Here is a 26,106-nt window from a genome sequence, read left to right as displayed (position 1 = left end):
TGCTCTGCTGCAGGGTCTCCCGGAGCGTGCATGAATGCACCGGATCCACCCGCACCAAACAGTTGATATCTCCGCCCACCGGAGTAGTCCTATGCATCTCTCCATCAGATCGAGGAGAACGACGAGTCAACCCTGCCGGCAGCCCCGCAAGGAGGAGCGCCGGCGCCATAGGGTGATCGCCCTATGAAGTATTACCCGGTTCATGCCGGATACCCGCCGTACGCCGAGGTAAACCCGGCAATTGAAGCGGCTTTTGCCGAGCACGGGAGAGGCGGCGTCCAGATGCCGCCGAAGGTCTACGTGACATTCGTCGAGGACGGGGACTTCCGGACGATGCCGGCATACCTCCCGTCCCGGGGGATTGCCGGGGTGAAGATCGTTAACGTCCACCCGCATAACCGCACGAGAGGCCTTCCCACCGTCATGGCGCTCACCATCATCATCGATATAAAAACCGGTATTCCGACGGCGATCATCAACGCCACCGAACTCACTGCGCTGCGCACCGGATCGGCGGGCGCCATTGCGGCGAAGTATCTCGCGCCCCGCCATCCCGTCACCCTCGGGATCGTGGGGGCCGGGCGGCAGGCGGAGGCGCAGGTCGAGGCGACGGCCGCTTCGCTCGCGATCGAGGAGATCCTGGTCTGGAGCAGGACTGAGAAGAGTGCGGAGGCTTTTGCAGCGCGTTACTCCGACTACAATGCCCGGAGCGTCCCAATCGAGCGCGCCTGTGACTGCGACGTGCTGACCACGACGACGCCGTCGACGAAACCGGTCGTGATGGCGGACTGGATCCACGAAGGGACGCACATCAACGCGATCGGCGCGGACGCCCCCGGCAAACAGGAACTGGATCCCGCGATCCTCAATAAAGCCGAGGTCTTCGTCGACGACCCCGGCCAGGCGACCCACTCGGGCGAGGTCAACGTCCCGATCAGCACCGGGAACTACGACCCCGCCCGAATCGCGGGAATCCTCGGCGAGGTCGTCGTCGGGAAGAAAGGACGGTCGTCCCCGGACGCCATTACGATCTTCGACTCCACCGGGCTTGCCATCCAGGACCTCGCCATCGCCGCCCTCGTCCTGCGGGACGATGCGGAGTACGAACTGCCGTTCCCGTGACGCTTGCACGAGGCCGGGTGATGGGGTGTCCATGCTGTATGAATGAAGATGACCCCTTGCCGGGCTTGCCCCCGCCTTATAGGGGGAGAAATCCGCCCGGTCCTCCCCGCCACGCTGGAAGGGGGCAGTCATGGCGATAGGCGATGGGGAAAACATGCTTGGGGGCGCATACATCACATTTCCAGTATCTCCCCGGTGCAGTGGACCGTGAGGGTATCGCCACTGGGGTGGGGCTGACGGGGAGGGGGGACACGCCCCCCTCCCCTGTCTCTATCGCATATGGTTTCTCCCGGTATCACCCACCACTTCGGTATATCTGTAACCCCCACCCCGCCCGGCCTTCGGCCTCCTCCCCCGCCCCCAAGGGGGCGGGGGCAGTCATGGCGATACCCGGTGGGCAGCCGTGCATGGTTCTTCTCCAGGTACTCCCCGTACACTGGGCTGTGAGGGTATCGCCATCGGGAGAGGGGCCGACGGGGAGTGCGATGTTCCAGAGCGCGACTGCCAGGACGGCAGGAGCATCCCCCCTGTCTCTATCGCGTAAGGCTCTATCAATAGCCCCCACCCACACCAGATTCAGCGAAGTTACAATCTCCAATACTTCGCGCAAAAGATAGGGTACACATAAAAAGCCGCCGGGGGGGAGTGCGAGCGAAGCGAGCTTGAGCACCGTTAGGTGCGAGCGAGCAGTCACTCCTCCCCATCTCGTATAAGGCAGGCGAGTTACTCGTCCTTCTGGGGCTCTGCGAAGGCTTTCCAGACCTGCTCGCGGTAGACCGGGCCGCTGTTGTAGGTGCAGAACGGGATCAGACGACCATCGGGGGTCGCGTAGTGGATACAGCACCGCTGCACCCGGGAGAGATCGTAGTTGTACTTGTCCATGAAATGCATCGTGCCAATGAAGAGAGCGTTCCAGTGGAACTCGCGCAGGGCCTCGAAGTTCTGCATCACGAGAGCCTTTGCAATCAGTTTCATGAACTCCCCGGTGTTCTTCTGCTCCGCCTTCCTTGTGGAGCCGTAGAGATCCTTGACCCCCTCGACGAGGGTCACGTACTTGTTGATCGATCCGCCTTTCGCGAGTTTCGCCGTCATCTTCTCGACCGACTCGAAGAAGGCGTCGACGTCCACCATCCTGTTGACCGGAACCATCCCTTCATCGGTTACGAAGACGTAGGTCGCTGCGCCGCAGTGCTGGTGCGTGGTGAACGAGATCTGGGGTTTACCGGTGTAGGCCTCGACGAGCTCCGAGATCGGGACGACGCAGGGCACCGGGTAGAAGTAGTCTTTCTTGATTACGCCGTCCGTCTGCTCCTCGATCCGTTCCGCAAGTTCCGGGATGGTGATCCGCTCTTTCCTGACGTCATCCTCGCTTGCGGCCCCGGTAAACGACACCGGCTGGAAGTTGACGCCGCGGATGATCCCGATGTGCTCTGCGGCGTACTTGATGATGGCGCCCACTTCGTGGTCGTTCCTGCCATTGATGACCGTAGGCACCAGCACCACCCCCAGGCCAATCTTTTCGCAGTTCTCTATTGCTCGCCGGTCACTCGCGAGTTTCGAGTTCGTCTCGCGCGTGACGCCGTCGAAGTGCAGATAAACGGTGGAAAGCCCGGCCTCTTTGAGCTGCTTCGCGTAGTCGGGATCCTGTGCGAGCCGGATACCGTTCGTCGCGACCTGCACCTGGGACATCCCGAGTTCTTTTGCCTTCCGGATGATCTCGGGCAGATCGTCGCGCATCGTCGGCTCGCCTCCCGAGAACTGGACGGCAGGCGCCGGGACTGGCTTTTCCTCGCGCAGCATGCGCAGCATCCCGACGACCTGGTCGAAGGTCGGTTCGTAGATATAGCCGCAGGCCCGGGCGTTCGCAAAGCAGAAGTCGCAGTTGAGGTTGCACCGGTTCGTCAGATCGATGTTCGCGAGCAGCGTCGTCGACCGGTGGTTCTCGCAGACACCGCAGTCGTTCGGGCATCCTGCCAGGGAACCGGTCTTCTGCGGGTTCGAGACCCCGTTTCCGATGCGTTCGTAAGCTTCAAATCTCCGGTACATCTCCACATCGGACCAGTAGAGGCCCCGGTACGCACCATGTTCCGGGCAGGTCCGGACCAGCCAGACCTTCCCCCCCTCCTCAACGACATCCGCGTCGAGCACGCGACCACATGTTGGGCAGAGGCTCTTTGTCTTTTTAATTAGCATTCTCTCACCGTGCCCACCTACTCATTCTATCTCATATTTCGACACTTTAATCTTTATATTTACTGATTATACTGAGTATTGACAGTTATCAATTCAGACATCGGTTACTGGATTTTTTCCGGGCTCGCGGCACTCTGGATCATGCTTCCGGCATACGTGCCGAACTCAGCAGCCGCACTCTTCGGCGGCGGGAGACCTATCGATCTCGGGCGGACGTTCTCCGACGGGAGGAGGATCTTCGGCGACGGAAAGACATACCGGGGATTCTTCGGGGGCATCCTCTCGGGGGTGCTGGTAGGTCTCATCGAGATCTGGGCAGTTACTGCGTTCAGCCTGGGTGCTCTCCCCCAGCAGACGTTCCTCTCCGTCACCCTCCTTGCAACCGGCGCGCTCCTCGGCGATCTCGCCAAGAGTTTCCTGAAGCGGAGGCTCGGGAAAGGACGGGGCGAATCCTGGTTCCTGGCCGACCAGTATGACCTGGTCGTCGGTTCCTTCCTGCTGCTCCTCATCTTCGACCCCCTGTGGTTGTCCTGGAACATCACTATACCCATTGCAGTCTGGATCATCGTCATGACGCCTCTCCTGCACCGGGTGGTGAATATTATCGGTTATTACATCGGAGTTAAAGAGGTACCATGGTAAACCCAATCGCGACACTGTTGCTTGAGTGTGGGGCTATCGAGTTTGGGGAGTTCGTCCTCGCCTCGGGAGCCCAGAGTTCTTACTACATCGACATAAAAGCTGCGACAACGAACCCCGCCATCCTCAGGGAGATCGGGAAAGCCATTGCCGAAAGGGAAGATTTCGAGATGGTTGCCGGCGTAGCGGTCGGTGCCGTACCGATCGCCGTCGCCGTCTCGCTCGCGAGCGGCCGGCCGTATGCCATCATCAGGAAGGAGGAGAAGGGTCACGGAAAATCCGGGACGATCATCGGCGATGTTACCGGGAAAAACGTGCTGCTGGTCGAGGATGTGACCACATCAGGGGGGAGCGCCCTCTACGGTCTTGAAGCGCTTCGTGCCGCGGGCGCGCACGTCGACCGGGTAGTGACCGTCGTCGACCGGGAAGCGGGCGCTCTCGAAGCGCTTGCAGAAAAAGGCGCGTCTCTCCTTGCACTTGTGCGGGTCAGCGAACTGCTGGACGGATAAACATTTTTTAAGAGCGGGTAAATATGATGGATATGAAAGTACTCGTTGTAGGCGGTGGTGGCAGGGAGCATGCGATCACCAGGGCGCTTTCCTGCAACAGTGACACGAAGATTTTTTCTGTCATGGCACGCAAGAACCCGGGGATTGCCCGGGTCGCGGAGCGGGTGCTCCTCGAAAAAGAGACCAATATCGAGAAAATACTACCATTCGCCACCAATTGCGGAGTTGATGCTGCGGTCATCGGGCCGGAGGCCCCCCTTGAGGCGGGCATCGTCGACCGCCTCGAGGCGGCGGGGATACCGTCCCTCGGGCCGACGCGTGCCGCGGCCCGGATCGAGACGGACAAGGCGTTCTGCCGCCGGCTGATGGAGCGGCACGGTATCGCGGGGTGCCCGGAGTACCGCGTCTGCCATGACCCGGAGGAGGCGCGGCGGTTCATCGAGTCCTACGACGGCGACCTCGCGGTCAAGCCGATCGGGCTCACCGGCGGGAAAGGCGTGCGGATCATGGGCGAACACGTCGATGTGGCGGGGGCGGTCGAGTACGCCCGGGAGATCGGAGGGAACGTCGTCCTGGAAGAGCGGCTGGTAGGGGAGGAGTTTACCCTCCAGGCGTTCGTCGACGGCGAGCACCTGGTGCCCATGCCGCTCGTGCAGGATCACAAGCGTGCATACGAAGGAGACGTGGGACCGAACACCGGCGGTATGGGCTCTTACTCCCTGGAGGATCACATGCTCCCCTTCGTCTCCCACCGGGACTACGATACAGCCCTCCGGATCATGGAAGAGACGGTCGCGGCCATGCGGGCCGAGGGAACGCCCTATCGGGGGGTTCTCTACGGCCAGTTCATGAACACCCGCGAAGGCCCGAAAGTCATCGAGTTCAACGCCCGCTTTGGTGACCCCGAGGCCATGAACGTCCTCTCGCTCCTGGAATCGGACTTTGCCGGGATTATCGGCCACATCATCGAGGGCGACCTTGCGGCGTCGCACGTCCGGTTCGCGAACAAGGCTACGGTCTGTAAGTATCTCGTCCCCGAGGGCTATCCGGAGGCGCCGAGGGCTAACGAGCCGCTGACCCTCGGCGACTACGGCGACGCCCTGCTGTATTACGCAAGCGTCGAGGAGCAGAACGGGACGCTTCATACCCTGACGTCGCGGACGCTCGCGTTCGTCGGGAGGGGCGAGACGCTCGAAGAGGCCGAAGCGATAGCCGAACAGGCGGCGTCTTCTGTCTCAGGAAGCGTCTTTCACCGCAGGGACATCGGCACACCCGAGATCCTCGAAAAAAGGTGCCGGCACATGAGGGAGATTGCATGAAGAAAGATTTTCTCTCGCTCCTCGATATTGACGAGCACGAACTCGAGAGCATTGTCGCCGACGCGGTGCGCCTGAAGCGGCTGAAGTCTGCAGGAACCGCGCATGAACTCCTGAGGGGCAAGAGCCTCGGGATGATCTTCGAGAAGGCGTCCACCCGCACCCGGGTCTCGTTCGAGGTGGGGATATCCGATCTCGGCGGCCACGCACTCTTCCTGAACCCCCAGGATATGCAGCTCGGACGGGGCGAGGAGATCCGGGACACGGCACGGGTGCTTGCCCGCTATGTGGATGCGGTGATGATCCGTGCCTACAGCCATGCCACCATCGAGGAATTCGCTCGCTACGCGAACGTTCCGGTTGTCAACGGCCTTTCCGACCGCCTGCACCCCTGCCAGGTGTTGGCCGACATCATGACCCTCAGCGAGCGGTTCGGCGATCTCCACGGCCTGAAGCTCGCGTGGGTCGGGGACGGCAACAACGTCTGCAACTCGTGGATCCTCTCCTCCGCCCTGACCGGGATGGAGGTTGCGGTTGCGAGCCCCCCGCGCTACCAGCCGGAGGACGAGATCGTCGACCGGGCACGGGCAATGGGAGGGAAGGTCACCATCGTCGCAGACCCAAAAGAAGCGGTCAGGGACGCGGACGTCCTCTACACCGACATCTGGGTCTCGATGGGCGACGAACAGGAGCGTGCCGAGCGGCTGCAGGCGCTCAAAGGCTACACGATAGACTCCCGCCTCCTTGCGCAGGCATCCCCCGACGCGCTCGTGATGCACTGCCTCCCCGCCCACCGGGGCGAGGAGATCACCGACGAGGTGATGGAAGGGCCGCAGAGCATCGTCTGGGACCAGGCCGAGAACCGGCTCCACGCGCAGAAGGCGCTGCTCGTGCGCCTGATCGGCGGTGGGATGACATCGGTCGAGTAAAACATCTTCGCGGCCGATCCACCCGGGGTTCGACGGGTGAGATCGCTTATGGGCTCGTTCCGGCCGGGGGGTCATGGTGTCCTCTGGTGGAGGGAGCCCGTGCAGAGATTTTTTTAGGGCTCTGTTCTTATTGAAATACCGCCTATCCCGATGCACGGCTTTCGTGGGGATATCGCCGTTGGGGGAGTGCGACTGGCCGAAGGGCAGGAGCACGAGAAGAACGAAGTTCTTCGAGGGGCTGACGGGGAGTGCGATGTTCCGAAGCGCGACGGTTCGTTAGAACCGGAGCGTGAGCACCGAAGGTGCGAAGGAACGGAGTTCGAACACCGTCAGGTGGGAAGGGGGGAGTATTCCCCCCTCAAAACTCTTCGAGTTTCTCATGCTCGCTGCGCTCGCACTCCCCTTTGTCCCCACCCCCCTCCGTGGCGATACTCCCACGGTCCAGTGTACGGGTGAGGCGAAGAAAACCAGGTTTCAGTTTATTCCCATAGAGGAGTTGTCCTCAAACCACTGCCCGGCCTTCACTGTGCACCCCAGGACCACGCCTCACGGCGTCAACCCCCGGCGCACAAACAAAAGAAGATGCAGTTATTCCGCGACGAACTCTTTGAGCTGCTCAAAAAGGTACTTCTGCACCTCTTCGACGACCTCTCGTTTGCCGCGGAACGCAATCAGTTCCCGTGCGTCTCCGTCCATGTTCGCGAACGCCATTTTCTGCTGCCTGCGCACCACTTCGACGTCATACTTCTCGACGACGTCGTAGATCATCTTCCGCGGCACACCGGGGGGAACAAGCATATCGTAGAGTTCTTCTTCAGCCATGGTTACCAGATCCTACTTTCCTATTTTGATCCGGCGGGACATAATACATGGCCCTCCCCGCACGCCGCCGAGCGGTGCTTTCGGTTTCCCGAGCGAGTTCATGCACCGGCCCATCAGTGCCGCTCCCCGGGCAAGGCCGTCGTCCACGAAGACCAGGTGGTCGTTCGGGGTGTCGTAGAGGTTCCGTTCCGTGATGCCCTCGATGATGTACTCGGGCTTCCTCCCCGATATCGCCGCACGCCCGGTGAACCCGATCGACGAGTTCGGTGGCACCATCCCTCTCTCGACGGCGACGTCGATGAGCCGGAGCGCCATCCTCGCGCAGACCCGGTCGACGACCTCGGTCAGCATCGCCACGCCGTGTTTCTCGTGGATATCGCGCCCGATTGCCTCAAGATCCGGCATCCCGCTGCCGTTGACGCCCGAGTCGCATCCAATGAGAGCGACACCCGATTTGTCGGCCATGTCCGCGCAGACCGGAACCCGCCCGAACCTCGTCCGGTCGGTGGGAACAATCCGGATATCGATGTGCTCGTGGCAACGGTCGACATACTCCTCGACAACAGAACGTTTTCTGCCCCCGAACGCACCCTTGATGCTGTGGTCGCCGAAGAGGTCGAGCGCGGTACCCGTCTGGTCACTCACGAGCCGGGTGCCCCGGACGATCGCATCCGGTATGGCGCCCGCGAGCCCGCAAAAGTTCCCCGTCGTCTGGGCAAACGGGTTTGGGTCATCGCGGGCGACGTCGCTCGTAATCCGACCGTCGAGCGTCGTCCCGAAGTCGATGGATATGCAGGGGTTCCGGAAGTCGACCGCCGTCCACTTTGCACCCTCCTTGATCCCCGCCATCGCAAGCTCGCCTTCCATCTCGTTCGCCACCATCTCGACGCCCGTACAACCGACCGGCGGCACAACACCAGCCACCGCACCGACGAAGACCACTTTATCGGCAAACGAGAACTGCCGGAGTTTCGGCGGGAGGTTGTCGATCGACATCGGCGGCGTCATCTTCCGCGGGGGAACGCCTGCTTCGAGGCAGCCGTTCGCAAGAGCAATGACAAAGTCCCCGACCTGGTCGGGAGAGTCCATCGCCGCCACGACGCCGGTGCTCCGTACGACGAAATCCAGATCGTCCTTGATGCTCAGGTGAGCCTCGTTGTGACACTGGATCAGGGTGTCGCGCACCAGTTCCGTAACCGACTCCCGGGTCAGTTCCGTGCCGTCCAGGGTCGCCCCGAAGATCGTCTCGCCCGGTTTCGGTGCCCGGACATCGCGGCTCATGGTCACGGTCTTGTTGATGACATACGACCTGCCGGTTTCGAGATTCGTGCCGGTCAGAATGCACTTTGTCGTGGTATTGCCCATCTCAACAGAAGCCACGATAAAATAGGGCTTTACCCGGTACTCGGGAACACCCACGCCCGGCCCGTGGGAGATCGACGGCGGCGGCGGGCTTTCGACGATGTGGGGTGCAGGTTTGAAAAAGCGCTCCAAAAAGCGGGCACACATAGTAGTCGTTTCCCCGTCTCCCACTTTATACCTTTCCATGATTCCATATACCTCCGGTGACCTGAAGAGGGAGGAAACTCCCGGGGAAATGCTTCTTCCGGCTCCCGGAGTTGTATTTCGGCTTCTCCAGCAAGATTTGTTAATTCAGGCAATGGTCGGCGTCCTGGTTCAAATCCGAGAATCTGTGGAGACTTTGTTATCTGCTGTGCCGGGAGAAGAGCGTGAGAAGGCGTTGCGCCTCGCGTCGTGAGCGGAATGAATGCAACTGCATTAATCGCGATTGGCAACGATCAAACAACTGTAATGAAGAGAAAGTCCAGTATAACAGACCGTGGGAGATTTCGCACCGGCACGAGCATGTCCTGCCGCCATCGCGGATCATCGTCCAACGGCCTGCATTGCCGGTTCCGGCAGAGTGCTTATATATCGACAGCGCGGATAACCACATTACCGGACAGGCTGCGGCACTCCGTCGTGCCCGTTCCGCTTCCAGGGAGAGGTGAACCGTATGGTTGCGCTTTCAGATGATATTAAGGAGATATTTACGAAAACCAAAGTCATGCCGATGGCCACAGCATCCAAGAGCGGTGTTCCGAACGTGGCGCCGATGGCATCGATCCAGCTCGTCGGCGACGACACCGTCTGGATCATGGACAACTACATGGTAAAGACGCTTGAGAATCTCAAAGAGAATCCCATCACGGCGCTTTACTTCTACGACCAGGAGACCAAGCGCTGTTTCCAGGTGAAGGGCGCGACAGAGATCAAGACGTCCGGCCCCGATTACGAGAAGTTCCGCGACCAGGTGAGGACGAAGGGCCACCAGTACCCGGCGAAATCGCTCATCGTCATCAAGATCACCGACGTCTTCGAGTGCACGCCGGGAAAAGAAGCCGGGAAGAAGGTGCGTTAAGCACCCCTTCAACACTTCTTGAGGTTTTTCAGCAGGCGCGCCTGCAAGCCGAAGTAATTCGAGAACCCGACGGCGTGGTTCTGGTCGAGCGTCTTCGAGTCGAAGGACACCAGATCGTCGGAGTAGAGCGCGGAATCCGAGCTCCGGCCGAGCACCTTCACGCTGCCCTTGTAGAGGCCGACGTCCACGGTGCCGTTCGCCCGCTCCTGCGTCTTGTCGATGAACGCGTTGAGCGCGTAGAAGAGCGGTTCGTGCACGAGCCCCATGTAGGCAAGTTCGGACCACCTGTCGTCGACGATATGCTTGAACGCGAGTTCCGAACGGGTCAGGACGAGGCGTTCGAGGTCGCTGTGTGCGGCGAGGAGAACGGTCGCAGCCGGGTGCTCATAGATCTCGCGCGCTTTCAGGCCGAGGATCCGATCCTCGACCATGTCATTGCGGCCGACACCATTCCTTCCGGCGATCTTGTTCAACTCCCTGATCAGGGCAAGGCCGGGCAGTTCTTTCCCGTTGAGAGCGACCGGGATTCCCTGCACGAACTCGATACTGACCTCTTCCATCGCGTCGGGAGCATCCTTCGGCGACACCGTCCAGGCGTAGATATCATCAGGCGGGTGGAAGGCAGGATCTTCAAGTTTGCCGCCCTCGATGCTCCGGCTCCAGCAGTTCTCGTCGATGCTGTAAGGCTTTTCCTTCGCCACCGTCACCGGGATATCATGATCCTGCGCGTAGCAGATCTCCCACTCGCGGGTCAGGTTCATCTCCCGCATCGGCGCAACGATATCATACCCGGCAGACCTGAAGATAAAGTCAAACCGGAGCTGGTCGTTTCCTTTGCCGGTGCACCCATGCGCGATCTTCGAGGCGCCTTCCTGCTCTGCAACCTTCACGATCTCCTCGGCGATCAGCGGGCGGGCAAGCGCCGTGCCCATCGGGTAACCCTCGTATGACCCGTTCGCTCTTATTGAGGGGAAGATGCAGTCCGCTACAAACATCTCCTTCACATCGATGGTGTAGTGGTTGTCTGCAAGCATCCGGCCCTTCTCGGTTGCCCGCGCGATCTCCTCCTCGGGCTGACCAACGTCGACGGCAACGGTGACGATCTCATCGAACCCGTAGTGCTCGCGCAGGAGGGGGATACAGATGGAGGTGTCGAGACCTCCTGAAAATGCTAGGACGACTTTTCGCTTTTCCATGATACTGATCTCCGCGTTCCTGGTTCCCTGCCTGACGGCAGACCGGAGTGATCTACATTGATATGACCTTTCACACAATAAAAGAAATGGTATGGCTGGCCCGGCAGAAATTCCATCCATTACCTGTTTTTATGCCAGCGGGTTGGGCACAAAGAGCCCGGAGGCGCTGCCGGGGTGATTGTGCAACCCCGGGGCTTACCTGCGCGGCCGGGGTCATCGGGGAGCTGATGGCTGGGATGCCAGAATTCGGACTAGCGAGCGCTATAGAACGAATTAACGGCAAAGAGCGAATAAAATTCGAGATAGCCACCATGACTGCGGCCCATCAGCGAAAAGGATGAAGAATGCAAGAAAAACGAAAATTGAACTTATTTCTGCTCGATTTGAGGAACCCGAAATTATAAAGCAGATAACATAGAAATCGTGAAGCTGGAGGGGTCCGTCATTTTTGAGGAGATACCCATAGAGTACACAAGATCATTACAACCAATAATCAGCGTCAGGGACCTGACCAAGGTATTTGGGCAGGACCCGGAAAAAGCACTGGAACTCCATAGAAGAGGCCGCTCGAAACAGGAGATCTACGAGGAGACCGGCTCGACGCTGGCCCTCGATGACGTTTCGTTCGACGTCATACCGGGCGAGACGTTCGTCTTGATGGGGCTGTCCGGAAGCGGGAAATCAACGCTCCTGCGCTGCATCAACCGAATCATCGACCCTACCGAGGGCGAAATACTGCTTGACGGTGAGGACATCGTCGGCATGGGCCAGGAAGAACTCCGAACGACCCGGCGGCGCAAGCTCGGGATGATCTTCCAGGGTTTTGCTCTCCTCCCGCACAAGACAGTTCTCGACAACGTCGCCTTCGGCCTTGAGATCCAGGGCGTTCCGGCGGAAGAACGGCACGCAAAAGCCGAGGAAGTGCTCCAGATGGTGGGGCTCGGGGGCTACGGGGGGAGCATGCCCGGGGAGCTCTCCGGCGGCATGAAGCAGCGTGTCGGGCTCGCCCGCGCGCTCACCAGCGACCCGGATATACTCCTGATGGACGAGGCGTTCAGTGCTCTCGACCCCCTTATCCGCAGGGACATGCAGGACGAACTGCTGGACCTCCAGCAGCGGCTCGGCAAGACGATCATCTTCGTCACCCACGACCTCGACGAGGCCCTGAAACTCGGCGACCGGATCGCCCTGATGAAGGACGGCGCAATTGTGCAGATCGGCACGCCGGAGGAGATCCTGACGAACCCCGAGAACGCCTACGTCGAGAAGTTCGTCGCCGACGTCGACCTCACGAGGGTTCTCACGGCAAGCGAGGTGATGCGCCGCCCCGAGCCGGTCGCCCAGTGCACCGCGGGCCCGAGGGTTGCCCTGCACCTCATGGAGGAGCACGACATCCCGGGGATATTCGTGATCACGCGTCAGCGCATACTCCAGGGCCGGGTGACGCTCGACGCCGCCGCCGAGGCGGTCAAGAAGGGCAAACAGCTCGCTGACATCCTCATCACCGACGTTCCCGCCGTGGCTCCCGATGCATCGCTTTCCGACATCATCTCGCTGATCGTTGAGAGCCCCTATCCTGTGGCGGTGGTAGACGATACCGGCAGGCTCAGGGGTGTCATATCGCGCGGCGCCATACTTGGTGCTCTGGCACGAAAGGGAGAGGATATCAATGCAACTGCCTAAACTCCCCGTGGGAGATGCCGTCGAAGTGCTCGTTTACTGGATCGAGCAGTACTTCGGCTGGCTGCTCGATGCCATCAGCGGAGGGCTCGGGTTCCTCATCGGCGGTTTTCAGAGCATCCTGATCGCCATACCGGCACCGATCCTGATCGTCCTGGTAAGCGTGCTGGTCTGGTTCGTCACCCGGCGCGACATCAAATTGGCAGGGCTTACCGCACTCGGCCTGCTGCTGATCTGGGATCTCCAGCTCTGGAGCCTGGCCATGCTCACCCTGGCGCTCGTCCTCGTCTCGACGATCGTCGCGCTCGCGATATCGATCCCGCTCGGTATCGCGGCCGCAGGAAGCGACACGCTCAATGCAGCGCTCCGGCCGATCCTCGACTTCATGCAGACGATGCCCTCGTTCGTCTACCTCATCCCCGCCGTGATCTTCTTCGGCATCGGGAACGTGCCGGGCACCATCGCAACGGTCGTCTTCGCGATACCGCCGGCATTGCGCCTCACCAACCTCGGGATCCGGCAGGTGCCGACCGAGCTGATCGAGGTCGCGGACGCCTTCGGTTCCACGCCCCGGCAGAAACTCTTCAAAGTGCAGCTCCCGGTTGCGCTTCCCACCATCATGGCCGGGGTGAACCAGTGCATCATGCTCGCCCTCTCCATGGTCGTCATCGCATCGATGATCGGTGCCAGAGGGCTCGGCTACCAGGTGCTCGTGGGCATCCAGCGGGTGGATATCGGCGGGGGGTTCGAGGCGGGGCTTGCCATCGTGATCATCGCGATAATCCTCGACAGGATCACCCAGAACCTCGTGCCGCAGCACAATGAGAGGTCGTGACCGGGAAAGGCCCGATCAGACCCATGTTTTTTCGCGTACTCCCCGGACACCAGACGACGGTGGAACAAAGGTACCACCTGTATGTCGGGTATGATTTCCCGGTCGGAGACCCCTTAAAACCCAGTTTCCGGAGAGTCTCGTTTGCCGGTCGGAACCCGTAAAGTCTAAATATGGTTAGGTCCATAAGTTGAACCGGTCAAAAACTGGCCGTTTTGCCCTGGGGTGCAAACACGCCAGGAGTGGCGTCTACCGCCACCTCTGCTCTATGTCCGGCTCATCGGCGAACCGCCGTCCCGGACTGTTCGTAAGAACCCGGAACCCCACACTGCCGGGTTCGGAATGTAATCTGCCTGCCTTCTGGCGGGACAAAAATCTACAAGGTGAATTATGGTTCGAAAAATTGGAAGCCTGCTCGCACTAACGGGCTTAATTCTGACGCTCTGCCTCTTCTCCGCCGGCTGTACCGGTACGGAACCAGCTGAGGCAAAGGAGGTCAGTATTGGGTACGTCACCTGGGACTGCGCCATCGCGAGCAGCAATGTAATGAAACAGGTCTTTGAAGAAGCGGGATACGATGTCGAAATGGTCGCAGTCGACGCAGGACCGCTCTTCCAGGCGCTCGCCAGCGGGGACGTCGACTTCACGACGACCGGATGGCTCCCGCACACCCACGAGCACTACTGGGAAGAGTACGGTGATCAGATCGACTACGTCAACGAAAACATCCCCGCAGCGGCACGGATCGGGCTTGTCGTCCCGGAGTACGTGACCATCGACTCGATCGAGGAGATGAACGACGTCTCTGACCAGTTCGACGGCAGGATCGTCGGCATCGAGCCCGGTGCGGGCATCATGACCCGGACCGAGCAGGCCATCGATGATTACGATCTCAACTACGAGCTGGTTTCAAGCAGCAGCGCCGGCATGGCGGCTGAGCTCTCCTCCGCCATCAGCAGCGAGGAGTGGGTCGTGGTGACCGGATGGTCGCCGCACTGGAAGTTCGGCCGCTTCGACCTCAAGTTCCTTGACGACCCACAGGGCGTCTACGGCGGAGCCGAGGATATCGTGACCCTTGCGCGCCAGGATCTCGCGACCGACGACCCGGAGGCCCACGCCATCCTTGAGCGGTTCGAGTGGACCGGCGATGATATCGCCTCGGTCATGACCGATATCGCGGACGGCATGCCTGAAGAGGAAGCCGCGCAGAAGTGGGTCGATGCCAACCGCGACACGGTTGACGTCTGGCTCGGGAACGCATAACCCCCACTTTTTTTATCCCCAGAACATCGAACAGGATTGATCTGCAGTCAGTCAAGTGACCACGCCTTCCAAGTATATCCCATCCTCTTCCAGGAGAACAATCGCAGGTTGTTTTACAAGGGAACGGGAAGGGAAACGCGGGAGCAGAAACGAGAACCTGAGACCGAACTGTATCGGTGGATGAGGCCTACCACCAGTATCCGGCAACGTCCCTGCTCTCGACACGGTCAGAAAAACGGGTTCAACAGAGTCGTGAACACTAAGTAGAACCGAACCCCAATGTAAATGGGGGAAAAACAAGCCTTTCTGCCCGGGGATGCAAAACGCCAGGAGTGGCGCGCAGTTATCTTCAGTTGTGTCCAACTACTTACCATTCAGGACACTCTTTGAGAGCCCACAACCCCGCATCCAGGCTCTGAATGTTAACCCGTCGTCTCCTGACAAAAACTGAGAAGTGATGAAAGATAATGGCTCAAATAACCAGGAAATTATTTAGACTGACAGGTATAGGCATCGTCCTGATGTTCTGCCTCCTCTCAGCCGGTTGCACCGACACACAGGCAACCGAATCCGCAAAGGGTGAGGTCAGCATCGGCTATGTTACCTGGGATTCGGAGATCGCCAGCGCCAACGTGCTCAAACAGGTCTTTGAGAAGGCCGGATACGACGTAGAGATCGTTGCTGTCGATGCAGGACTGCTCTACCAGGCGATTGCGAAAGACGATCTCGACTGTACGGTCTCAGCCTGGCTCCCGGCCACACAGGCGAACTACTGGGAGCAGTTTGGCGATGATGTCGACCACGTCCGTAAGAACCTTGAGGGCGCAAAGATCGGTCTTGTGGTTCCGAGTTACGTGACCATCGACTCGATCGAGGAACTTAACGGCGTCAGGGACAAATTCGACGGTACAATCATCGGTATCGAACCGGGTTCCGGGGTCGTGCAGAACACCGAAGAGGCGATAACCGAGTACGGACTTGAGTATGAGCTCCTTGCCAGCAGCAGCGCAGGCATGGCCGCAGAACTCAGGTCGGCCATCCAGAACGAGGAGTGGATCGCCGTGACCGGCTGGAACCCGCACTGGAAGTTCGCCCGCTGGGACCTCAAGTACCTTGATGACCCGAAAGGCGTCTATGGTGGCGAGGAATATATCGGAACGCTTGCCCGGCAAGGGCTTGCAGAGGAGAAGCCTGGCGTTTACGGCATCCTTGAGCGATTCCACTGGACTCCAGCCGATATGGAGTCGGTGATGCTCACCATCGAGAACGGTGAATCCGATGAGGACGCTGCAAAGGCCTGGGTGGATGCTCATCCGGACCAGGTCGCCGAATGGATCGGCGAAAACTAATACTCTTTTTTACCGACATTCCGGTAAACCTGTAGCAGAGGGTTGCAGACCCGTTTGGGGCGAACCCACTCTGGACTATGCTAACCGGGTATCCTCACCTGAGAAACGCACCCGGAAAAAAGAATGTGGGAAGACCCTGTTACGCCAGCCCGTGGTAGTGCCCGAGCGGCTCGATGGTGATCTCCTCGCGCTTGATGGCGTCGATCGCCATCGCCGCCGCCCGCGCCGCCTGGAGGGTGGTGATGTAGGGTATGCCGTAATCGACGGCGGCCCGCATGATCTGGATGTGATCCTGCCGGGACGCCTTGTCCGCCGGGGTGTTGATGATCAGCCGGATGTTGCCGGAACGCATCGCGTCGATGACGTTCGGGGAACCTTCCTGGACCTTCCGCACAAGGTTCGCCTCGACGCCGTTCTGGGTGAGGAAGTCGACCGTCCCGCTCGTCCCGTAGAGCGAGAGGCCGAGTCCCCGGAGTTTCCGGGCGACCGGCAGGAGTTCCTCTTTCTGCTCGTCCGTCACCGAGATGAAGACGTTGCCGCTCGTCGGCAGGGTGTTCTCTGCAGCAGTGCATGCCTTGTAGTAGGCACGGCCGAAGTCGTAATCGATGCCCATCACCTCGCCGGTGCTCTTCATCTCCGGGCCGAGGACAGTGTCGACGCCGGGGAGTTTGTTGAAGGGCAGGAGCACCTCTTTGACCGCAACGTGCTCGATCTCCCGTTCGGCAACATCCATATCGGCGAGTTTGCGCCCCACCATCACCTTCGCCGCGATCTTCGCGAGCGCGATGCCCGTCGCCTTCGCGACGAACGGCACCGTCCGGCTCGCACGCGGGTTCGCCTCCAGGACATAGACCACGTCGTTTCTAACGGCATACTGGATGTTGATCAGCCCGAAGACCCCGAGGCCGAGAGCGATCTTCTTCGTGTAGTCGCGCACCCGCGCGATCACCGAGGGCGAGAGGGACTGCGCCGGTATGACGCAGGCCGAGTCGCCGGAGTGGACGCCGGCCCACTCGATGTGCTCCATGATGCCGCCGATCAGGACGTCCGTCCCGTCAGAGACCGCATCGACGTCGACCTCGACGGCATTCTGGAGGAAGGAATCGATCAGCACCGGGTGCTTCCGGCTCACCCGGACGGCCTCCTTGATATAACTCTCGAGTTCGGCCTCGTCGTGGACGAGTTCCATCGCCCGGCCGCCGAGGACGTAGGACGGCCTGACCAGCACCGGGTAGCCGATCTCCCCGGCCATCTTCCGTGCCTCCTCCTCGGAGTAGGCGGAACTGTTCGCCGGGCTCGGGATATCGAGCCTGGTCAGGAGCCGGCTGAACCGGTCGCGGTCCTCCGCCGCATCCATGGCATCGGGCGACGTGCCGAGGATCTTCGTCGCCAGACCGAGACGTTTGATCTCCGCTTCCAGCGGCACGGCCAGGTTCACCGAGTTCTGGCCGCCGAACTGGACCATGACGCCGTAGTAGTCGTCCTTCTTGAGGATGTTCACGACGTCCTCGAGCTGCATCGGCTCAAAGAAGAGCCGATCGGAGGTGTCGGCATCGGTCGAGACCGTCTCGGGGTTGTTGTTGACGATATGGACCTCGATCCCCTCTTCTTCGCGAAGCGCCATCACCGCGTGGACGGTGCAGTAGTCGAACTCGATCCCCTGGCCGATCCGGATCGGCCCGGAACCGAGGATCAGCACCTTCTTCGCGCCGTCCCGGACGAGCTCGCACCCCTCCTCCCAGGTGGAGTAGAAGTAGGGCGTCGTCGCCGGGAACTCGGCGGCGCAGGTGTCCACCATCTTGTAGGTCGGCGTTCCGGAGAGCGCCTCGATCTTGGCGGCGGTCTTCTTCGTCAGCGCCAGGAGGTCTTCGTCCGAGAAACCGTAGCGCCGGGCGATTCTGACGTCCTCCGGTTCGAAATCGGTCTCGAGTTTCCGTTCAAGGTCGACGATGTTCTTGATCTTCTCTAAAAAGAACGGCGTGATTGCCGTGAGTTCGCCAACCTCCTCGATCGTGAAGCCCTCGCGGAAGGCGTCGAAGAGGCACCCGAACCGCTCGTCCGTCGGGGACGTCAGGATCATCCGGATCTCGCTTGGGTTCGTGTGCCGCTGCATATCGTTATCGAGCGACCGGAGCGCCTTCTTGAACGCCTCCTCGACCGTCCGCCCGATTGCCATGACCTCGCCGGTGCTCTTCATCGCCGTGGTAAGCGTCCGGTCGGCCGACCCGAACTTGTCGAACGGCCACCGGGGCACCTTCACCACTACGTAGTCGATCGCGGGCTCGAAGGATGCCGGGGTGACGCCGGTCACGGTGTTCATGATCTCGTCGAGCCGAAGCCCGATCGCGATCTTTGCCGCAACCCGGGCGATCGGGTAGCCGGTCGCCTTGGAAGCGAGCGCGGACGATCGGGAGACACGAGGGTTCACCTCGATGATCCGGTAGTCGCCGTTGCGGTAGGCGAACTGGATGTTGCAGCCGCCCTGGACGTCGAGCGCCCGGATGATCTTTATCGCGGCGGTCCGGAGCGTCTGGAACTCATCGTCCCGCAACGTGAGAATGGGCGCGACGACGACGCTCTCACCGGTGTGGATGCCCATCGGGTCGACGTTCTCCATCCCGCAGACGATGATGCAGGTATCGGACGCGTCCCGCATCACCTCGAACTCGATCTCCTTCCACCCGGCGACGCTCTCCTCCACAAGCACCTGATGGATCCGGGAGCGAGCGAGCCCGAGCTCGCATATCCGCCGCATCTCCTCGGGCGTGTGCGCCACGCCGCCGCCGGAACCACCCAGGGTGTATGCCGGCCGGATGATCGCCGGGAGACCGACCTCGCGGATCGCCTCGTCGATCTGGTTCATGTGCTCGATGATCATGCTCCGGGGAACGGGTTCGTCGATGGCGTTCATCAGGTCGCGGAACTGTTCCCGGTCTTCGCCCCGGTAGATCGCCTCAAGCGGCGTCCCGAGGATCTCGACACCGTCGAGCGCACCCATCTCCGCGAGTTCCGCGGTCATGTTGAGGCCGGTCTGGCCGCCCATGCCGCTCAGGATCCCGTCGGGCTTTTCCTTTGCGATGATCTTCGCGATGAGTTCGGCCTTCAGCGGCTCGATGTAGATGACGTCCGCGGTATCGGGGTCGGTCTGGATCGTCGCGGGGTTCGAGTTGACGAGGACGACCTCGACGCCCTCCTCCCGGAGCGCGCGACAGGCCTGCGACCCCGAGAAATCGAACTCGGCCGCCTGCCCGATCTGGATGGGGCCGGAACCGATGATGAGAACTTTCTTAATATGAGATTTCTTCGGCATTATGGGATCTCCCTGTATATACGGTCAAAGAAGTGCATCTCCGTGTCCCGGGGGCCGCCGTGCGCCTCCGGGTGGAACTGGACGCAGGTGATGCCAAGATCACGGTTCTCGAACCCCTCAACCGTGCCGTCGTTCACGTTCCGGTACGAGACCGTGCATCCCTCGGGCAGGGTCTCTTCGTCCATCGCGAACCCGTGGTTCTGCGTCGTGATGTAGATGCTCCCGTCCTTGTAGCGGACCGGCTGGTTTGTTCCCCGGTGACCGAACTTCATCTTGTAGGTCTCGGCACCGAGCGCGAGCGCGGCCACCTGGATGCCCATGCAGATCCCGATGACCGGAACCTCGCCGGCCAGATCCCGGACGCACCGGATGGCGTGCGTAGCCCGCCTCGGGTCGCCGGGGCCGTTGCTGACGAAGAGTGCGTCGGGCTCTGCGGCCATCACCTCGTCCGGCGCGGCGGTGTGCGGAAATACGTGGATGTCGGCACCCCGGTGGCCAAGGCTCTCAAGGATGTGCCGCTTCACACCGAGATCGATGACGGCGATCCGCTTTCCGGGACCTGCGATCCGGTAGGGCTCGGGAGAGGAGACGCTCCCGATGAGGTCGACGTCACTGATCGGGGGAGCTGCCCGGGCGCGCCTGACCGCCTCTTCTCCGTCATCACTCCCGACGATGAGCGATGTCCTGAGCGTGCCGACCGTCCGGGTCTTTATCGTCAGGCTGCGGGTATCGACGCCCGATATCCCGAGAAGGCCGTTCTCTTCAAAATATTCTGCAACCGAGGGGAGCGCGGCGGGTACCGCGGCGATCTCACGCGCGACGCAGCCCCGCGCATGAACCATCGGACTCTCGAAATTCTGCTGATCTACACCATAGTTCCCGATGAGGGGATACGTAAACATCAAAATCTGTCCGGCATAACTGGGGTCAGTCAATGCCTCCATGTACCCGGTCATCTGCGTCGTGAAGACGAGTTCGCCGGAACATGTCCCCTCAACGCCAAAACCATCCCCTACAACAAATGTTCCGTCTTCAAGACCCAGAACCGCCTTCATGAATTACCATATCATGTGGATCAGATTCCTTAATATAATTGTGGCATGGAGATAATAGCGATTCGAGGGCTCAAAACGAATAGATTACGCCTTCGCATTTGGGGAATATTCACCCATATTCACATACTCTATTGTTCTGAACATGGAAGAGGTTTGCGCCTTCACCTGACGGCTGGGGATCCCCGTCATGGTGGTGTTCGAGCAAAAGAGAGGGCAGGGTTATGCCGTCGCCCGCGGGGCGATCTTCTGCAGTAAGGCATTCCACGCCTCCGGCTCCTCCTCGCGGACGCGGGCAAGCGCCGCCTGCAGCCGGGGATTGTCCCGGGCGATCCCGGCGTCTTTCGCGAGCAGGTCACCCAGGCGCTCGGCCGCGGCCTCTTCTGTCAGGGGCATCCCGCACGCGGCGCAGAAGCGAGCCTCTGCACACAGGGCCGCGCCACAGTGCGAGCAGGCCGGCGGCACCGGGGCGGGTCCGGATTACATATCGGTCACATGCACCCCGAGGAGACTGCACGTAAAAAGGGTTATGTGTAGAATGACAGCGAGACGTGACCGTATTTATCGTTAGTCTCACCCTCAGCTACTAGGACACCATCCGCCTTCAGGGTGGCCTTCAACGTTCCAGAACCGTAATCGTCCTTACTCACGCTGACGAATGCGCGCTCATCCTCGCCAAGGACGATCTCGCTGTAACCGTTGACGGGATATGTCTTTGTAGTCGTCACCGAGCCGATCGAGGCATAGACCCGTACGTCCCCGCTATACCAGATCTCCAGGATGTATTTCACGTCGCCAGTGAGTTTCTCTGGAGAGGGGCGCTCAAACTTCATAGTGCTCTCGTCCTGGTATTCTAGGAACCCATAGGCGTTCCCGTTAGCGTCCCGGACGAGGACACTTGAGACAGGCCCCATCGACACGAACACCATCTTATCGAACTCCCGGGCGTCGCATCCGCTCCCCATCTCTTGGAATGACTTATCTGCCTTTATATACAAGTCGTCATCGGCGAATGTGACCGTCCGCATCTGATACCGGTTCTGGCTCACCTTTGTGATCAGCCGGATATCGCTCGCGTCGGCATTTCTCAGGATCTCGCCCGCGGTGTACTTCGGGATGTATATTGTCGGTTGTGCGGTCGGTCGTGCAGTCGGTTGCGTGCGGGTCTCTGTCGCGGTTTCTACCGGCGTCGAGGGCGGCGCGGTTTCGATCGCTGTAGTGGTCGGAGTCGCGGCAGTTCCTGTTTCATCGGACGTGGTCCCGGTGCAGCCGCAAACGAGGAGTAGAGCGACCAGGAGGACCGCGAGAACAAAGGGGGGCTTCATATGGCCCACATCGGCGGTAGGTGTGAAAAGCGTTTCGAATTGATTTCCGAGTCTGTGCGATGAGTATAGCGATTATGCCGCGATCTCCTGCCGCGGCCAAGCTCATGCCCTGTGCAAACGGAGTGGTTGATGGGGCGGCGAACAGCTCCTTATGTGCGTCCCGATATTGTCTGCCGCTTTCCCAGCTTATCTTCAACCGAAGGTGTAAGGAGGCGTGGCGAGAGGAGAACATCGGAATGTGGCGCGATGTGGAGAAGCGTTTACGGCCCGGAGCAACGCCGTATAAAAAAAGAGTTAGAAAAATTGGACATACCCGGCATCCATGGGCCGGGTCGCCCGCGCTCACAACACCCCGGCGAGGCGTAGCATATCGTCTCGTTCCGGTAAGTATCGCTCAATCAGCCCAGCATCAATCATACAAACTGTCGCGTTTGGAGACGGTTTCCCGAGTTCGGAGGTAAGGCTAATTCCACGCTGAGCAATGTTGTCGACAATCAGTGCTGCCTGAAACATACGCCCGTTCATCAGAAGATCCTCTGAGTTGTCCATATTGTGGCGGGCCTCGCCTAGGTGTTGTTTTGCCCTCTCCACATGCTTGGCGGATTCGACAAACTTTTCGTGCGCGTACATGATACCAGCTGGATCGCCGGAGTACACAACAAATTTCCCATCAACAAACTCGGAATCAATATTAGTAATATTCCCTAATCCGATATCCTGAGCATTAACCGCTGCATGGAGTTCTCTAACGGCGGCATCCGTCGCCGTCTCGGCGGGAGTACTCACACATCCGGCTGTCACCACAATGAGTAGGATTGCCCCGATCGTCACAAGAGCGCGCGCCGGGGTCCAGAAAGAAGATTCCGCACCAGTCATGAGAGGGGATAAGGGATTGGGGTATATATAGAGCAAGGATCTATTCGACAGGGATCGTTTCCGGCAACCCGATCACTCCTCCTCCGCGCCAGCCTGCTTCAGGAGGTGCCGGATCACCGCGTCATACGAAGGCATCCCGAGCCGGTGCTTCAGCATCCACAGACGGACGAAGGTGCTGTGCTCAACTTTGATCGTCCGGGGTGGCCGCTTTGGGCTGCCGGAGGGGTTCATCAGCCGCACCCGGGAGAAAGAGAGGGGAGGGACATCACTCCTCCTCGTCGTCGATAGTCTCGCTATGCACTTGGACAACCTCTCCCCGCTTGCTCACCGCCGCGCCGCCAGCTACAGGTCGTACGAGACCCATCCGCAAGAGCAAACATCCCCTATCGCACCGGAGCCGGCACGCTCCGTTGGTCGTGCCAAAGGATCCGCAAAGCGTGCCTTCGGATCGACATTCTGGCGTGAGGTGATCGAGAGAAAGGGAGCCAGAGTACGTCGAAAAGCGTAAGCGTTTAGGCGTATCCATCAATGTTGGCATTTGGTCGCTCCCGGATGTCACTGCAGGCATACATCCCTGGCATGCCTGCTCTCCTGCTTGCTTTCTCGCCGCTGTTTTCGTCTACAACCCACAGCCCCATATCGACCATGGTCCTGCCGATCCCCTTGAGCGCAGGATTTGTCTTCTCGAAGAGCTCGATCGTCTCACGAGTCACGAGCCGGGGGTGCTCCCGGTTGGCAGGGGCGACACTTATGCCTCCAGCGGGAAGACTGGTGATCACCCTGCTCACCTCTGAATTAAGGGCGGGTGGGATCTGGCGGGAGAGGACTGATGTTGGCGCATTGCAACCCCTCTCGCGATCTTCTCTCTCATGTTCAAGCACCCGCCTCAGTGCAGCACTGAACGAGATCCCTTCACGCTTAGTGAAGGTGTGAAGTTCCTTTGGAATCGTCACCGATGTCTGAACGTGGTGGGTGCCGTCTGCGTAGATCACTACTGATGGCAGTTCTGTTCACCCCATCTCATTTATACAAGGGTATATAGAATAAAAGGCCATATAACGCAAGGATGATTGAGGGCATTAAAGAATTATCTCGGACAAAACATAACACGTGTCATAGTATGAAATGTGAAATCGCAATACGTGATGTAATCTTCTTTTCTCCAAACGAAGAACACATCTTCCTATCAGAGAAGAAGTTCTATTGGTACCGCCCCGAGATGAAGGAGGAATTGCCAACGTCAAGATCTATTTCTGATTTTTGGATAGTAGAGAAGCGGGGCGGATCGAACTTCCGGGCGACGATAGGCAACGAGGTTCTGATCGGACCGAGCGAGATCCGATATTATCTTCGCGTCAAATATCAGAGGAAGGGGCAACAACAACCACTCATGCCAAAATATCCTATCAAAGGGTATCGCATCCCAGGTGATGACGATAGACATCTTGGAAGCACGGATCTTTTTCCCACGGTACATCTCTGGCATCTCCCGTTCCCCTTCGAGACAGGGACGCACTCAGAGGTATGTCACAGGCTCGATCCTGAACAGTTCGATAGGAAAACCGGCAAACCGTATATTTACACCGTCCACGAACCTACCTGCCAATATTGTCACAACTGGCTGCTCCCGGGCAATCCTCATCGCCGGCCAGCGGTCCGCACGGTTGACGCGTACTACAGCATTGCGCCCGGACAAAAATACTGCTCTCAGGAGTGCAGATATAAAGCCCAGCTAGAACGTCAGAGATACCGATACAACTACAGTAGAGGGAATTTTAAGAAAATTGCGCCTGATGGATGGATCAACGTCAGACACCACCTCGATATGAGCGGCTCTTCCATACCTCATATCTCCATTGATGATCTTCAATTAATCCTAGATCACTACAAAGCGCAAACCAAGACATTTTCCAGAATTCATACCCCCACCGACGAACCACCTGGGCGCGATAATTGCGGGCAGGGGGTTGAGGAAATGATTTCTCCCAACCAGTCCATCGACGACCTACCCCGGTGCGATAATTGCGGTGGTATCATCCAGCGTAAGCGAATGAAGAGATCAGAGGGAAAAGGACAATACTGCTCAGATAGATGCAGGAAGGCATATAAAAGGAAAGTTGAGAAAGAATCCGCCCGGGGTGCCTGAACAATTAGTTCTTATCTGCCTCTCCTATCAACGCCTTAATCCGCGCATCCCCTAACTTCTGCAACGCCTCGAGATCGTCCGCGACACTGGCCTGCATCGTGTTCATCATCGCAATCTATCATCAAAAACAGTCAGAGGCTCATACCCTTCTCGGCTTCCTGGTAAGATCGATAGAAGTCACGATAGAGAGGAATCGTATCCTTCTTCTTATTTGTTAGAGCCTTTTGAAAGCCGTATTTCAGATAAAATCCCTCAGACTTCGGTTTTGCATCAACCGTGATCATGCGGCACCCCACATACTGCGAGAGCCGCATGGCGATGGCCACCGTCTTCAACAACATTGCTCGTCCGATACCCCGGCCCTCAAACTCCTGGTGCGTTGCCAGTCGTGCGATCTTCAGCGCCGGATAGTGCGGGTATGGATACCATTCTTCGCCGTCGTCGTCACTGACACTTTTCCTGATGATGCAGTCGTTGGTGAGCGTGAAAAACCCGACGACTTGCCCTTCATGCAGCACGATTCGCGTGACCGACAGCCGGGCAGCCTGGTTTTCGAGCGCATCTTCGATCAGGAACTCAGTCAGATCAGGTTCTCCGCATCGGAATGCTGAAATGTCAATGTCCTCATTGAGAAGAGAAAAAGATAGATTACTAAGGGGTATCTTCATATTCAAAGTCGCATCTCGCGGGCAAGGATGGCGGCTTCGCGGATCAACTCGCGGCCGTCATCGGTGTCTGTGGGGTGGTCCAAATAGCGCTGGAACCGCCGGGCGTCTTCCCCCTCCAGGACAAGCCCAAGTTCTATCGGTTTTGCCATCTTCTTTCCCTCCTGATACGATATAATATCCCGGCGTACATAAAATAAGTTTCTCTTGCCCTCAGGGTTAAATCTCCCCGCTGCTCTTCATCGCCCGGATCCTTGCATCCACCAGCCGCTGCAGCGCCTCCGGGGTAGCGCCCACATCAGCCTGCATCGCGTTCATCATTGTGATCTGCCGCTGGATGCCAGCAAGCTCTCCCCGGAGCGCCTGGTTCTCCCGCTCCAGCCGCGTCAGATCCTCCTTGTTGTACGGCGGGCCCTCATCAACCCGAAATATTGAAGTCGGCAGGGCGTGAGATGACACA

Annotated in this window: 25 protein-coding genes; 11 read left to right on the top strand and 14 right to left on the bottom strand. The window is 59.4% G+C overall.

Going from position 1 to position 26,106, the window contains the following annotated elements:
* The first annotated feature begins 183 nt into the window (after nucleotides 1–183).
* Complete coding sequence (locus FGW20_RS08455; RefSeq protein ID WP_301677646.1) at nucleotides 184–1,122, top strand: ornithine cyclodeaminase family protein; 939 nt, start codon at nucleotides 184–186, stop codon at nucleotides 1,120–1,122.
* Between the two features lie 723 nt (nucleotides 1,123–1,845).
* Here FGW20_RS08455 and tes read toward each other — a convergent pair.
* Nucleotides 1,846–3,315 (bottom strand): tetraether lipid synthase Tes, encoded by a 1,470-nt coding sequence (gene tes / locus FGW20_RS08450; protein WP_301677645.1) that lies wholly within the window; start codon nucleotides 3,313–3,315, stop codon nucleotides 1,846–1,848.
* 141 nt (nucleotides 3,316–3,456) lie between these two features.
* On the opposite strand from tes, the gene FGW20_RS08445 reads away from it, so the two are divergent.
* From FGW20_RS08445 to argF, 4 genes are read left to right on the top strand one after another with little or no spacing between them, the layout of a single operon-like run.
* Complete coding sequence (locus FGW20_RS08445; protein ID WP_301677717.1) at nucleotides 3,457–3,957, top strand: CDP-2,3-bis-(O-geranylgeranyl)-sn-glycerol synthase; 501 nt, start codon at nucleotides 3,457–3,459, stop codon at nucleotides 3,955–3,957.
* Entirely contained in the window at nucleotides 3,951–4,463 is a 513-nt protein-coding gene (gene pyrE / locus FGW20_RS08440; protein WP_301677644.1) for an orotate phosphoribosyltransferase, read from the top strand. The genes FGW20_RS08445 and pyrE overlap by 7 nt, the downstream gene beginning before the upstream one ends.
* Before the next feature lie 26 nt (nucleotides 4,464–4,489).
* Nucleotides 4,490–5,782: a phosphoribosylamine--glycine ligase gene (gene purD / locus FGW20_RS08435; protein ID WP_301677716.1), complete on the top strand. Its 1,293-nt coding sequence runs from the start codon at nucleotides 4,490–4,492 to the stop codon at nucleotides 5,780–5,782.
* On the top strand, nucleotides 5,779–6,708 hold the full coding sequence (argF, locus tag FGW20_RS08430) for an ornithine carbamoyltransferase (RefSeq protein WP_301677643.1): 930 nt from the start codon (nucleotides 5,779–5,781) through the stop codon (nucleotides 6,706–6,708). The genes purD and argF overlap by 4 nt, the downstream gene beginning before the upstream one ends.
* 588 nt (nucleotides 6,709–7,296) lie before the next feature.
* On the opposite strand, the gene FGW20_RS08425 is transcribed toward argF, so the two are convergent.
* Together FGW20_RS08425 and FGW20_RS08420 are read right to left on the bottom strand one after the other, a co-directional pair.
* Entirely contained in the window at nucleotides 7,297–7,530 is a 234-nt protein-coding gene (locus FGW20_RS08425) for a hypothetical protein (protein WP_301677642.1), read from the bottom strand.
* 12 nt (nucleotides 7,531–7,542) lie between these two features.
* Complete coding sequence (locus FGW20_RS08420) at nucleotides 7,543–9,039, bottom strand: methanogenesis marker 14 protein (RefSeq protein WP_301677641.1); 1,497 nt, start codon at nucleotides 9,037–9,039, stop codon at nucleotides 7,543–7,545.
* A gap of 508 nt (nucleotides 9,040–9,547) precedes the next feature.
* On the opposite strand from FGW20_RS08420, the gene FGW20_RS08415 reads away from it, so the two are divergent.
* The gene (locus tag FGW20_RS08415; protein WP_301677640.1) at nucleotides 9,548–9,952 is read left to right on the top strand and encodes a pyridoxamine 5'-phosphate oxidase family protein; all 405 of its coding nucleotides are present in this window, start codon (nucleotides 9,548–9,550) and stop codon (nucleotides 9,950–9,952) included.
* A gap of 8 nt (nucleotides 9,953–9,960) precedes the next feature.
* On the opposite strand, the gene FGW20_RS08410 is transcribed toward FGW20_RS08415, so the two are convergent.
* On the bottom strand, nucleotides 9,961–11,148 hold the full coding sequence (locus FGW20_RS08410) for an argininosuccinate synthase (RefSeq protein WP_301677639.1): 1,188 nt from the start codon (nucleotides 11,146–11,148) through the stop codon (nucleotides 9,961–9,963).
* Between the two features lie 423 nt (nucleotides 11,149–11,571).
* Here FGW20_RS08410 and FGW20_RS08405 point away from each other — a divergent pair, with 423 nt between their 5' ends.
* The 4 genes from FGW20_RS08405 to FGW20_RS08390 all read left to right on the top strand — a co-directional run bounded on the left by FGW20_RS08405 (nucleotide 11,572) and on the right by FGW20_RS08390 (nucleotide 16,272).
* Nucleotides 11,572–12,831, top strand: a complete 1,260-nt coding sequence (locus FGW20_RS08405) for a quaternary amine ABC transporter ATP-binding protein (RefSeq protein ID WP_301677638.1) — start codon at nucleotides 11,572–11,574, stop codon at nucleotides 12,829–12,831.
* Complete coding sequence (locus tag FGW20_RS08400; RefSeq protein WP_301677637.1) at nucleotides 12,818–13,663, top strand: ABC transporter permease; 846 nt, start codon at nucleotides 12,818–12,820, stop codon at nucleotides 13,661–13,663. Before FGW20_RS08405 ends, FGW20_RS08400 begins: the two co-directional genes overlap by 14 nt.
* 387 nt (nucleotides 13,664–14,050) lie before the next feature.
* Nucleotides 14,051–14,923, top strand: a complete 873-nt coding sequence (locus FGW20_RS08395; RefSeq protein WP_301677636.1) for a glycine betaine ABC transporter substrate-binding protein — start codon at nucleotides 14,051–14,053, stop codon at nucleotides 14,921–14,923.
* Between the two features lie 521 nt (nucleotides 14,924–15,444).
* Nucleotides 15,445–16,272: a glycine betaine ABC transporter substrate-binding protein gene (locus FGW20_RS08390; RefSeq protein WP_301677635.1), complete on the top strand. Its 828-nt coding sequence runs from the start codon at nucleotides 15,445–15,447 to the stop codon at nucleotides 16,270–16,272.
* A 139-nt stretch (nucleotides 16,273–16,411) separates the two neighbouring features.
* Here the strand turns inward: FGW20_RS08390 and carB are convergent, their stop codons facing one another.
* From carB to FGW20_RS08355, 7 genes are all read right to left on the bottom strand, one after another.
* A complete protein-coding gene (carB, locus tag FGW20_RS08385) occupies nucleotides 16,412–19,582 on the bottom strand; it encodes a carbamoyl-phosphate synthase large subunit (RefSeq protein WP_301677634.1) in 3,171 nt (1,056 codons plus the stop codon).
* Nucleotides 19,582–20,637 carry a glutamine-hydrolyzing carbamoyl-phosphate synthase small subunit gene (carA, locus tag FGW20_RS08380; protein WP_301677633.1) on the bottom strand — a complete coding sequence of 352 codons (1,056 nt, stop codon included), beginning with the start codon at nucleotides 20,635–20,637 and terminating at the stop codon, nucleotides 19,582–19,584. The genes carB and carA overlap by 1 nt, the downstream gene beginning before the upstream one ends.
* A gap of 219 nt (nucleotides 20,638–20,856) precedes the next feature.
* The gene (locus FGW20_RS08375) at nucleotides 20,857–21,030 is read right to left on the bottom strand and encodes a hypothetical protein (protein WP_301677632.1); all 174 of its coding nucleotides are present in this window, start codon (nucleotides 21,028–21,030) and stop codon (nucleotides 20,857–20,859) included.
* Between the two features lie 131 nt (nucleotides 21,031–21,161).
* Nucleotides 21,162–21,959 carry a hypothetical protein gene (locus tag FGW20_RS08370; RefSeq protein ID WP_301677631.1) on the bottom strand — a complete coding sequence of 266 codons (798 nt, stop codon included), beginning with the start codon at nucleotides 21,957–21,959 and terminating at the stop codon, nucleotides 21,162–21,164.
* 342 nt (nucleotides 21,960–22,301) lie between these two features.
* On the bottom strand, nucleotides 22,302–22,835 hold the full coding sequence (locus FGW20_RS08365; protein ID WP_301677630.1) for a hypothetical protein: 534 nt from the start codon (nucleotides 22,833–22,835) through the stop codon (nucleotides 22,302–22,304).
* Between the two features lie 72 nt (nucleotides 22,836–22,907).
* Nucleotides 22,908–23,066 (bottom strand): hypothetical protein, encoded by a 159-nt coding sequence (locus tag FGW20_RS08360; RefSeq protein ID WP_301677629.1) that lies wholly within the window; start codon nucleotides 23,064–23,066, stop codon nucleotides 22,908–22,910.
* Between the two features lie 281 nt (nucleotides 23,067–23,347).
* Nucleotides 23,348–23,827 (bottom strand): hypothetical protein, encoded by a 480-nt coding sequence (locus tag FGW20_RS08355; RefSeq protein ID WP_301677628.1) that lies wholly within the window; start codon nucleotides 23,825–23,827, stop codon nucleotides 23,348–23,350.
* A gap of 128 nt (nucleotides 23,828–23,955) precedes the next feature.
* Here FGW20_RS08355 and FGW20_RS08350 point away from each other — a divergent pair, with 128 nt between their 5' ends.
* Nucleotides 23,956–24,981, top strand: a complete 1,026-nt coding sequence (locus tag FGW20_RS08350; RefSeq protein ID WP_301677627.1) for a hypothetical protein — start codon at nucleotides 23,956–23,958, stop codon at nucleotides 24,979–24,981.
* A 131-nt stretch (nucleotides 24,982–25,112) separates the two neighbouring features.
* Here the strand turns inward: FGW20_RS08350 and FGW20_RS08345 are convergent, their stop codons facing one another.
* The 3 genes from FGW20_RS08345 to FGW20_RS08335 all read right to left on the bottom strand — a co-directional run bounded on the left by FGW20_RS08345 (nucleotide 25,113) and on the right by FGW20_RS08335 (nucleotide 26,105).
* Nucleotides 25,113–25,649, bottom strand: a complete 537-nt coding sequence (locus FGW20_RS08345) for a GNAT family N-acetyltransferase (protein ID WP_301677626.1) — start codon at nucleotides 25,647–25,649, stop codon at nucleotides 25,113–25,115.
* A gap of 2 nt (nucleotides 25,650–25,651) precedes the next feature.
* Entirely contained in the window at nucleotides 25,652–25,798 is a 147-nt protein-coding gene (locus FGW20_RS08340; protein WP_176788108.1) for a hypothetical protein, read from the bottom strand.
* 67 nt (nucleotides 25,799–25,865) lie between these two features.
* Nucleotides 25,866–26,105, bottom strand: coding sequence for a hypothetical protein (locus FGW20_RS08335; RefSeq protein WP_301677625.1), 240 nt, complete (start codon nucleotides 26,103–26,105; stop codon nucleotides 25,866–25,868).
* Nucleotide 26,106: the final 1 nt, after the last annotated feature.

Origin of the sequence: Methanoculleus methanifontis (genome assembly GCF_030464365.1) — an archaeon.
GTDB lineage: Archaea > Halobacteriota > Methanomicrobia > Methanomicrobiales > Methanoculleaceae > Methanoculleus > Methanoculleus methanifontis.
Note: the sequence above shows the minus strand (reverse complement) of the source record. Positions and strands in the feature narration are given on the sequence as shown.